Consider the following 3,135-nt stretch of genomic DNA (forward strand, 5'->3'; position numbering starts at 1 on the left):
CAGAAAGGCGCCCCATGTTCGACGACCTCGACGTCCGCGCCCTGTCCCGTCGCCCCGGAGTCAAGTGGAGCCGAGCCGAGCCGGACGTTCTTCCGGCGTGGGTCGCGGAGATGGACTTCCCGCCCCCGCCCCCGGTGCGCGAGGCCCTGATCCGGTGCGTGGACGAGGACCTCGGCTACCCCGCCTGGGACGGACGGCGCGCCGGGAACCCGCTGCGGCCCGCCTTCGCCGAGCGCATGCGCGCACGCCACGGCTGGGTGCTCGACCCGGCACACGTACGGGAGTTCACCGACATCAACCAGGGCCTGCAGGCGGTACTGAACGTCGTGACATGGCCGGGCGACGGAGTCGTGGTGCACACCCCGACCTACCCGCCGTTCCTGGAGACCATCGCGAGCATGGGGCGGCGCCGCCACCCGGTGCCGTACACGCCGGACGGCGACAGCTGGACGTTCGACGCCGACCGGCTCGACCGGGAGCTGCGCGAGCGGCCCGCCCGGGTGCTGCTGCTGGTCAACCCGCACAATCCGACGGGACGGGCGCTGCGGCGCGAGGAACTTCAGGCGCTGGCGGATCTCGCGCTCCGGCACGGCCTGCTGGTCGTCTCGGACGAGATCCACTCCGATCTCGTCCACGGCCCGCACCGGCACATCCCGTTCGCCTCCCTCTCGGCCGAGGCGGCCGCGCGCACGGTGACCCTGACCTCGGCCACGAAGGCGTTCAACGTGCCGGGCGTGCGCTGCGCCGTCGCCCATGTCGGTGCCGCCGAGGTGCGCGAGGCGCTGGCGCACCCCAGCCATCTGTACGGCGAACCGAACACCTTCGGCGTCGCGGCCACCCTGGCCGCCTGGCGGGACGGGGACGCGTGGCTGGCGGAGCTGAAGCAGGTCCTGGCGCGCAACGCCGCCCTGGTGCGCGAGGAACTCCCGCCCGGCGTGCGCTACCGGGTCCCGGAGGCGACGTTCCTCGCCTGGCTGGACTGCCGCGCTCTGCGCCTGGACACCGACCCGCACACCTTCTTCCTCAAGAACGCCCGGGTCCTGCTCAACGACGGCCGCTCGTTCGGCACCGAAGGCGAGGGCTTCGTACGGCTCAACTTCGGTACGTCCCGGAGCATTCTGCACGACATCCTGCGCCGGATGCGGACGTCCCTGGACTGAGGGCCGGATGCCTCGCCGGCGGCCTCGGTCGGTCACAGGTGCTTCGTACCGGGCGGGGGTATCTTTCCCAGGGGAACGCGCCGCGGGTGCGGGGCAGCCCTCGGCCGAGGGAAGGGAGAACCACGTCATGGCGGCGCAGAAGCAACACAAGGACGACGTGATGATGCGGCTCCGTCGCATCGAGGGGCAGGTGCGCGGCCTGCAGCGCCTGGTGGCCGAGGACACGTACTGCATCGACATCCTCACCCAGGTCTCCGCGGTGACCCGCGCGTTGCAGTCGTTCGCCCTGCAGATGCTCGACGAGCACATGGCCACCTGCGTGAGCCGCGCGGTCGCCGAGGGCGGCGAGGAACGGGAGCGGAAGCTGAAGGAGGCGTCCGACGCGATCGCCCGCCTGGTGCGCTCGTAACGGCGGTTCCGCCGCGAACCACACCGCCCCGAAGGGCAGCGGACCACACCTCCTCGACCGGGCAGCGGACCACACCTCCCCGACGGGCAACCGACCGCACCTCCCCGACGGCCAGGGGAGCGCGCGGGCCGGACAGCCCGGACCGGTGCCCGTCATGCCCTCAATCGCCCCGCCCCGCACAGGGGTTGTCCTGACAATCCCTCCGCCCCTAGGGTCGTGCGCTACGGGAGCAAGCGCTTTCCACGGCTGCTTCCGTCCTGCCGAACTCCGAGGAGCGCCGCATGTCCCTGCCCGCAGCCCGCAGCCGGGTCGCCGTCATCGGTACCGGTGCCATCGTCACCGGCAGCCACCTGCCCGCGCTCAGAGCCCATGCCGAGCGGGTCGAACTCGTCGCCGCCGTCGACGTGGACCGGGGCCGGCTGGACGCCTTCCGGGAGCTCGCGGGCGCGCAGGTCGCCGCGTACACCTCGACCGACGCCATGCTGGACGCCGTACGCCCGGACCTGGTGCTGATCGGCACCCCGCCGGCGCTGCACCGGGAGCAGACCGTGGCCGCCCTCAAGGCGGGCGCCTGGGTGCTGTGCGAGAAGCCGCTGTGCCTGTCGCCGGCCGAACTCGACGACATCACCGCCGCGGAGGACGCGTCCGGCGCCTACGCCTCGGTGATCTTCCAGCACCGCTACGGCTCCGGTGCCGTCCACGCCCGCGACCTGATCAGCCGCGGCGAGCTGGGCGCCCCGCTGGTGGCGCACTGCCAGACCACCTGGCACCGGGACGCCGCGTACTACGCCCTGCCGTGGCGCGGCCGGTGGGCCACCGAGGGCGGCGGGCCCACCATGGGGCACGGCATCCACCAGTACGACCTGCTGCTGCATCTGCTCGGCGAATGGGAGGAGATACGGGCCATGGCGGCCCGGCTGGTCCACGACATCGAGAGCGAGGACGTCTCCACCGCCCTGGTCCGCTTCCGCTGCGGAGCCCTCGCCACCGTCGTCAACAGCGTGCTCTCGCCGGACGAGGTGAGCCGCATCCGCATCGACTGCGCCGACGCGACGGTGGAGCTGACCCACCTGTACGGGCACGGCAACGGCGACTGGGTCTACACGCCGGCCCCGCAGGTCCGGCCCGAGCGCGCCGCCGCCTGGCGCACCCCCGGCGAGGACGTCCCCAGCTCGCACGCCGCCCAGCTCGGCCACCTCCTCGACGCCTACGACCGCGGCGTCCGGCCCCCCGGCAGCGGCCAGGACGCCCGCGCCGCCCTGGAGTTCGCCGCCGCCCTGTACAAGGCGGCGTTCACCGGGCAGCCGGTGCGCGCGGGCGAGATCGGCCCCGGCGACCCCTACTACACGGCCATGCACGGAGGCCACCCCGACTGGGCCCCGAAGGAGCGCGCATGACCATCCGCGTCCGCCATCTCCACGGCGAGCACCTCGCGGTCGAGGCATCGAACGGGACCGAGATCTTCCGCTACGTCTACCGCCCCGACCCCGACCCCTTCGAGTCCCGCAAGCCGTACGCCCACCCCGTCCGCACCCTGGCCCGCCGCACGGTGACCGGCTACCGGCC

General features: G+C 73.2%; 4 protein-coding genes. All 4 read left to right on the plus strand.

Going from position 1 to position 3,135, the window contains the following annotated elements:
- The coding region (locus tag CCN44_RS36750; protein WP_331478626.1) for a MalY/PatB family protein at window positions 1-1,160 on the plus strand (1,160 nt) is incomplete at its 5' end.
- Between the two features lie 127 nt (window positions 1,161-1,287).
- Window positions 1,288-1,569, plus strand: a complete 282-nt coding sequence (locus CCN44_RS36755) for a metal-sensitive transcriptional regulator (RefSeq protein WP_086703019.1) — start codon at window positions 1,288-1,290, stop codon at window positions 1,567-1,569.
- A gap of 281 nt (window positions 1,570-1,850) precedes the next feature.
- On the plus strand, window positions 1,851-2,966 hold the full coding sequence (locus CCN44_RS36760) for a Gfo/Idh/MocA family protein (protein ID WP_086703022.1): 1,116 nt from the start codon (window positions 1,851-1,853) through the stop codon (window positions 2,964-2,966).
- The coding region (locus tag CCN44_RS36765; protein WP_208639918.1) for a DUF6807 family protein at window positions 2,963-3,135 on the plus strand (173 nt) is incomplete at its 3' end. The genes CCN44_RS36760 and CCN44_RS36765, both read left to right, overlap by 4 nt.

The organism is Streptomyces tricolor (assembly GCF_002155905.1).
In the GTDB taxonomy this organism is placed as follows: Bacteria; Actinomycetota; Actinomycetes; order Streptomycetales; family Streptomycetaceae; genus Streptomyces; species Streptomyces tricolor.

Coding starts and splice junctions, on each gene's coding strand:
- CCN44_RS36755 (WP_086703019.1), top strand. CDS start 1,288: ATGGCGGCGCAGAAGCAACACAAGGACGACGTGATGATGCGGCTCCGT.
- CCN44_RS36760 (WP_086703022.1), top strand. CDS start 1,851: ATGTCCCTGCCCGCAGCCCGCAGCCGGGTCGCCGTCATCGGTACCGGT.